This window comes from Aestuariivirga sp., assembly GCF_044238155.1.
In the GTDB taxonomy this organism is placed as follows: Bacteria; Pseudomonadota; Alphaproteobacteria; order Rhizobiales; family Aestuariivirgaceae; genus Aestuariivirga.
In genome coordinates, this window is the sequence record NZ_JBIIDX010000182.1 from 1 (window position 1) to 5,810 (window position 5,810).

A 5,810-nucleotide genomic window follows, 5' to 3' on the forward strand; every position below is an offset into this window, starting at 1 on the left:
GCCGGCAACACAGGCTCAGGCCACAAGGTAGTGCTTGCCAGCGCTGCATCGATCTTTTATACACCCGCCACTCTTGACCAGCGCCCAGGTAGCTCAGTTGGTAGAGCAGCGGACTGAAAATCCGCGTGTCGGTGGTTCGATTCCGCCCCTGGGCACCACTTCTTCCCGCAAAATGCAGTTGTCTCTGAGCCATCTGCGCAAGGGTGCGTGGCGGGAGAGACATCCGCGTGTCGTGCAAAATCACGTTGCAATGCCATGCAGTTCCGTATGAGTTCCAGCACGGTTGTCAACGCGTGCGACAACACGATCATGGCGTGAACGATGTTCGATGTGAAACTCCGTTCCCCGTACATCGCTCTCATTGTCAGGATAGGCGAATACCGCAGCAGCCGGGCAATCTCTGTGGGAAATCGCGCGCTGTTGATCAAACCTGAAAATCTGGCCGATAGATCACGACATCACCAAGGCACTCAAGACTTCCGGCCTTCAACCTTCGCTGCGCCTGGACCCGGGCTTGTCAAATCCGGGCAGCTGGCGAGCCCCATCCACACGGCGCAACGCATGCGCGCCGAGACGGGCCGGGGACCCCCGGCCTGCCGCATCAGTGGTGCTCAGGCGATTCAGCGCCGCATGTCGTCAGCAAAGATGTCCGTCTCGTGGGTACTGGCCGGCACGAAGATTGCTCCGATTACCACCGTCATGGCGGCAATGATGATCGCATACCACAGACCTGCATAGATGTTGCCACTCTGGGCCGAGATTGCGAAGGCGGTTGCCGGCATCAGGCCACCGAACCAGCCGTTACCGATATGATAGGGCAGCGACAGGCCTGAGTAACGGATACGTGTCGGATAGAGCTCGACCAGGGCTGCCGCGATCGGGCCGTACACCATCGTCACGAGAATGATCAGGTAGGTGAGGATGGCAACGATTGCCAACTTCTGACCCGTGAAGATGTCGAAGAAGTTGGATGCCTTGGCAACCGTCGTGTTGTCCGCAGCAACCAGCGGGTAACCAGAGGCCTTCAGGGCTTCATTGAGAGTCGTCTCGAAGGTGGGTTTTACAGCCTTTTCCTTTTCGAGTGCGGCCAGGGCCGCATCAACAGCCGCCTGGTCGGTGCCCGCCCTGGCGGCATCGAGTGCTGCCGTCGCCTCCTTGATCGCAGCCGTGTTGGCCGCGGCATTGAACGAGCGAACGACAGTGTCACCGATCTTGATCTCGGTCACGCTGCCCGCAGGGCCCGGGACCGTGGAGTAATTCACCGACATGCGCTGCAACTGGGCCTTGGCCACGTCACAGGAGTTGGTAAACTTCAGTGTGCCCGTCGGGTTGAACTGGAACGAACAGTCGGCCGGGTCAGCAGTCACCGTCACCGTGGTCTGATGCGCAGCATAGAGCGCAGGATTTGCCACCTGCGTCAGCATCTTGAACACCGGTAGGTAGGTCATTGACGCCAACAGGCAGCCCGCCAGGATGATCGGCTTGCGACCGATGCGGTCGGAGAGCGAGCCGAAGACCAGGAATCCGCCCGTGCCGAGAATCAGCGACCAGGTGACGAGAACGTTTGCTGTGAAGCTGTCGAGCTTGATCACATTCTGCAGGAAGAACAGAGCGTAGAACTGGCCAGAGTACCAGACGACGGCCTGGCCAGCGACGAGGCCCAGAAGCGCGATCAGCGCAATCTTGCCATTCCGCCAGTTGCCGAAGGCCTCGCGCAGTGGCGCCTTGGAGGCCGAGCCCTCCTCCTTCATCTTCTTGAAGGCCGGGGTTTCTCTCATCTGCAGACGGATATAGAGCGAGATCAGCAGCAGGAAGATCGATACGAGAAAAGGAATGCGCCATCCCCATGCGTTGAAGGCCTTGATCATCTGCGGCGTGCCGTCCGGGTTCATGACCGCAACACCAGCCGCATCGAGCACGGCGGCTTCCGGGTAGTTGGCGTTGACGTAGCCCTGCACGAGCAGGATCACGATCAGCGACAACAGAAGGCCCAGCGTGGCGGTAGTCTGGATGAAGGAGGTGTAGTAGCCGCGGCGGTGGGGCGGAGCGTGTTCGGCGACGTAGATCGCCGCGCCGCCATATTCGCCGCCAAGCGCGAGGCCCTGCGCCATGCGGAGCGCAATGAGGATAATCGGCGCCGCCGCACCCCAGGCGTTGTAGTTGGGGAGCAGACCAACGAGGAAGGTCGCGATGCCCATGATCAGGATGGTCATCAGGAAAGTGTATTTGCGGCCGACCAGATCACCCAGCATACCGAAAAACAGGGCACCGAGCGGGCGCACGATGAACCCGGCGGCGAAGGCCAGAAGCGCGAAGACGTTGCGGGTTGCCTCGGGGAACGCGGTAAAGAACTGCGCGCCAATGATGGTGGCGAGCGAACCATAGAGATAGAAATCATACCACTCGAAGATGGTGCCAGCCGATGAGGCCAAGATCACTTTCTTCTCTTCTGCCGTCATCGGCCGCGAGCGGGCATTGCCCGACCGATCTGCTGTCGTGCCTGTCATGTCTTCTCCCCTCGGATCCAGAGGCCTGCAAGACCTCTCAAGATCGCAAGGACGGGACTGCCACGCCCAGCCGCCCTGGTGATCAAGCCCCAACGAATGATCCGTGTTTGAATGTTACTGCATGATCGGCTCCGATACCAGCGCGGGCGGCGCGGCAGACCGGGACAACTCAGCCACCCACACGGACTGACGTAGGAAGGCTTCCAGGGGTGGAGGCCAACAGCCTTGCGAACCATGTGGCTGGCGGATGTTGCACGTTCCGCGACACTGCAGGCTTCGGCGACGATCTCTTCAGGCGTGTGCGCCTTCCCGAGCCTTTACCAATCATCCTGATGCCATGAGACATGTCTCAAGTTGGATAGCTTCAGTGGGGCTGGATCGGCAGGGGCTTTACTGCAGGACCTGCCAAGGATCCATACGCATCGCCGAGACCCATGAAGCGGAATGGCGACCGCTGATCGTGCAAGGCTTGCCGGCTCGGTGGCGGGCAAACCCTGTACCCGTGCCGCTGCCGTGCAACATATCCATGATCGCCTCATTCGCAGCCATCTGGCCCGCGTTCATCACATCGCATGCTGCAAGTCGTCTCGGTGTCGTACGGCGACCAGCGCGCCTGCCCGGCTGCTTCTCTTGGCCCTGCTACCGCCATACCGCAAATGATCAACGGTGCTTGAGGCAATCACGCAACACACCACGCTTGACACTGCCATTGCCGATCCGTGAGACCGCACGATCCCTGGCCAAAGGACCGGCCATGGACGGATACACATCGCCTTGTCCTTGCCGAATGGCGGCAAGCAGCCCTGCCACGTGTTCACTCGAAGCTCGGCAGCGAGATGGCAACCAGGTATCCGCTCAAGATGGCCACGTATATTGGGGCTTGACCATCAATTACCAGAGTTGCTTGTCCCTTCAATCCAGAGCCAAACCACCCAAGGGTCCTCTTAAGCGTTCCGGGCGACAATCAGGACGACAATGAAGTCAGGCGAATTACAATTGTGGGAGATTCGTCGAGGTCAAGATCACGCGTCGAATCGCAAACTGATGCCCTGTTGACCCTTCAGCTGGAATTGCGTCGCCTTATTTGCCAAGTGGCGCACGAGCCAGCCAGCCATCCGCGCCTCGCCATCAGTTGCATCCAACAACTCATCCGGTGTTGGGGCGCGATCCGGAAACGATATTGGCTGTCCCGCATAGATGATCCGGAAGTCAACATTCACATCATCATGGCGCGCCTCAAGCGTGACAGGGCCAGTGCGCAGATCCGAGACTGCTTCAATCATCAGATTTACCGTATCAGCCGCGCGCGACACGGTTGTACGCGGAAGACCCCATGATTGACCCCACTGCTCAAGTACGTCCTTGATCTGTTCATGGCGTGCGGCCAGGTTTTCCACGATCTCGACCTGCCCGGACTGGGTCACCCCAATTCGCATGATGGCGTTGAGCGCGATAGCCAAAAGAGCCGACAGCATCAATGGTGAATGAAGGACAATGGCCATGAAGCCGGTGGAGGCCTGGGCAACGGCGGGGGTCGCCTGCACGATGATGCCTGCTGCCACAGGCACTCCAATGACAATGATGCGCCGGGCAGACAGCATTCGTGACAGGGCCAGCTCGGCGCCGGCCACGATGAAGAAACTGGCGGCATAACCCAGAATGCCACCCGCGACTGCCTCAGGCATGGCTCCGATGAGGGCAATCAGCTTTGGAAAGAAACTGCTCGCAATGAGGGCAATGCCTGCTCCAATTCCGACGATACGTGAGGTGACCCCCGTAGCAAAGGCAAGCCCGATGTTGGTGGAAGAAAATCCCAGAAATCCGCCGCCCAGAAAGCCAGAGATAATGCTTGTCACGCCACTCACGGTGACACCACGTGCCGTCTGGGCCATGTCCGGGCGGGTCCAGTCTGCGTTATCCATCCGGTCCATGCTGATGAACACGCCCATGTCATCGATTGCGGAGACAATCGCCAGAATCAGGAAGCCTCCGATCAACGGCAGGCTGACTTCGAGTGACGGCAGTACAGGCTGAGGCAGGGAAACGAAGGATGCCGTGCCGACCGCAAGCTCGATGCCATCAAGGGCGCCAAAGACGGCAGCCACTGCATAACCCACGAGACACCCAAGGAGCAGCGCGAAAAAGCGCATCGTTCCCTTGAGCCAGACAGATGCAGCTATGATGCTTGCCAGTGTTGTAAGGCCGATGATGAGTGCTTCAGAATCGACTATCACATCGGCGGCGTCAGCCTGCACGCCCAATATCCTGAGGAAGGCGTGCGGCAGGATCGACACACCAAGCATGAGCACAACCACGCCGCAAACCTCGGCAGGAAAGAAGGCTCTCAGTCTGGGCAGGATCTGCCCCATGCCAATTTGAGCAACGCCACCAAGAATCGCAAGAGTTGCGATACCACCTGGCCCTGCCTCAACACCAGCTTGAATTCCGAACGCCACGAAAACAGGCGTACCGATGGGCAGGACGAGGAGCCCGCTTGCGTGACGAGGAAATGCCGCCTGAAGCAAGGCGCCAATCCCACAACTTACCAGCGTTCCAGCCAGCAAGGCCTTCTGCTGATCGGAGTCAAAACCAGCGCTCTTGGCGATCAGCACCATATAAACTAGAAACAAGATGGAGAGCGCGGCATGCTGAGCAGCCAGCAGCATGACCGGCGCGAACGCCGGCCGCTCGTTCCTGGCAAACATGATGTTTCTCGGTTTTCGGGCCATTGGCGAGGCGCCCCACATTTCAAATCCAGACGGAAAGCCGCCAACTCACTGGTAAGCAGAGCCACCCCAACAAAATAAATAAAGTCCGTTGGACGTGTCTTGTCAACCGTAATGGTCCGCACACAAAGCGCCGGCGTCAGCCTCAATGGGTGCTTACCCTACTTGGCAAGTTCCGACAGTCATGAAACCGAACGAGATTACTCAGACAAGGCCACTTCAGCGGTGACGGATCAGACACTCCTGCCACTCTGGCGGCAAAAACATCGCTTGCAGGTCAAGGCAAACAGGATCTCCAACCCGATCATCACGCGTTGCGCAACCGCCAAAGCACCGCGTCGAGTGCCTCGCTCCAGCTGCCACCCTCATCGAGTATTCGTCGTCCTTGCTCCGTGATGCCGCCGGGCGTCACGAACCCCTGGGCCAGCGTCGTCATTGAGAGTGGGGTTTCGAGGAGCGCCGTTGCATTACCCTTGACGACCTCCGCCACGAGCTGCCTTGCTGCGCCCGGTTCAAGACCTTGATGTTCAAACCAGTTCATGACATCCTGCATCATCAGCGTTGTCATGCCGGAAAA

3 protein-coding genes and 1 tRNA gene are annotated in these 5,810 nt (G+C 59.1%); 1 reads left to right on the top strand and 3 read right to left on the bottom strand.

What is annotated here, in order from left to right:
- Window positions 1–82 precede the first annotated feature (82 nt).
- Window positions 83–158, top strand: a tRNA-Phe gene (locus ACILRN_RS15225).
- A 462-nt stretch (window positions 159–620) separates the two neighbouring features.
- Here the strand turns inward: ACILRN_RS15225 and ACILRN_RS15230 are convergent.
- The 3 genes from ACILRN_RS15230 to ACILRN_RS15240 form a co-directional block, all read right to left on the bottom strand.
- Window positions 621–2,507 (bottom strand): MFS transporter, encoded by a 1,887-nt coding sequence (locus ACILRN_RS15230; RefSeq protein WP_395689711.1) that lies wholly within the window; start codon window positions 2,505–2,507, stop codon window positions 621–623.
- 1,022 nt (window positions 2,508–3,529) lie between these two features.
- A complete protein-coding gene (locus ACILRN_RS15235; RefSeq protein ID WP_395689713.1) occupies window positions 3,530–5,212 on the bottom strand; it encodes a solute carrier family 23 protein in 1,683 nt (560 codons plus the stop codon).
- Window positions 5,213–5,540: 328 nt separating this feature from the next.
- Window positions 5,541–5,810 (bottom strand): pyrroline-5-carboxylate reductase dimerization domain-containing protein (locus tag ACILRN_RS15240; RefSeq protein WP_395689714.1); only part of this gene is annotated, 270 nt, incomplete at its 5' end.